The sequence below is a fragment of the Bilophila wadsworthia ATCC 49260 genome, from assembly GCF_000701705.1.
Lineage (GTDB): Bacteria > Desulfobacterota > Desulfovibrionia > Desulfovibrionales > Desulfovibrionaceae > Bilophila > Bilophila wadsworthia.
Genome location: NZ_JNJP01000200.1, coordinates 1 through 1,022, shown reverse-complemented (window position 1 = coordinate 1,022; position 1,022 = coordinate 1). Strand labels below are relative to the sequence as shown.

The 1,022-nt window shown below is 57.9% G+C and carries 2 protein-coding genes; both read right to left on the bottom strand.

Annotation, left to right across the window (positions count from 1 at the left end):
• Positions 1 to 161: 161 nt before the first annotated feature.
• A complete protein-coding gene (locus T370_RS0122070; protein ID WP_029437037.1) occupies positions 162 to 530 on the bottom strand; it encodes a DUF488 family protein, N3 subclade in 369 nt (122 codons plus the stop codon).
• A 9-nt stretch (positions 531 to 539) separates the two neighbouring features.
• The gene (locus tag T370_RS0122065) at positions 540 to 890 is read right to left on the bottom strand and encodes a hypothetical protein (RefSeq protein WP_016360844.1); all 351 of its coding nucleotides are present in this window, start codon (positions 888 to 890) and stop codon (positions 540 to 542) included.
• Positions 891 to 1,022 lie beyond the last annotated feature (132 nt).

Below are 1,022 nucleotides of genomic sequence, written 5' to 3'. Positions count from 1 at the left end.
GTTCTGCGGTGGGCGCATGTAGAATGTCTCATTTCGCCCTCCGTTGACTTGTATAGTCAGGAGGGAATATCCTTCGGCTTGTGGGGCGTGAGGATGTCCCCTCCGCTTCCTAGGGGACGTTCGGTGTTGGTAGCACCGGGCGTCCCCGCCTTTTTTACGGTTTACGGCAGCAGGCTGAATTGCCCGTCATGCCGCCGACCGTTCCACTCGGGAACGTCGAGGTTGATGTTCTCCTTGATGAACGCGGCGAGCACCCTGCGATGGCACTCTTCCGGGTTCAGCTCGAAGCAACAGAGGATCGGGTCCGGTGTCCGCTTCTCGATCTCCTGAAGGTAGAGCCGCAAGGAGGACGGCGTGGGGAAACGGGATTCCAATTCCTTACGATACGCCGCCTTCCAGTCCACGGCCTTCGGGTCGGACGGAGCGAACCGCTCGGCGCGCGGCCCGCTCCAGTTCCGATGCCACTTGGCGATGCAAACTTTCCGTTCTTTCGGGGCCTTGCTCGAAAAGAACGAGGTTTCAATGGACATTCTGGCCTCCTAAAAAGGCACATCTCCGTCATAATCGCCGGAGGGTTGAGGGTTTTCTTCCAAAAATTGGGCTACAAGCTGCTCAAGCCGGACGCGCTTCGGCGTGTAGGCAAGGAACATGTCGATCAGGTCGCAGGTGGATTCGAACCCGTATTCATCCGCCAGCTCGTCCAGCGCGACGCCGCCATTCTTTACCAGCAGGTTCGGCAGCTTGCGGTTGATGTCCTTGATCGTGTCCCTGTCGTAATCGGCGGCGACGCTGTGGTAATTGACCCTGCGGCGGTTCCAGATTTCGTCAATCACCGCGTACTCGTCGCTGACGACTTCCTTCGCCAGCTTGCGGGCTTCTCTCTCTGTCATGGCTCTGCTCATTGACTTTTTGGCGGGCAGGAGCCAAACTCAATCCGTACATGAAGGACTTGGCTCCTTTTCGTATCGGGGCGGTAAGTGGCATTACCGCCCCACTCTTTTATGCAAGGCCGGGGAGCATTA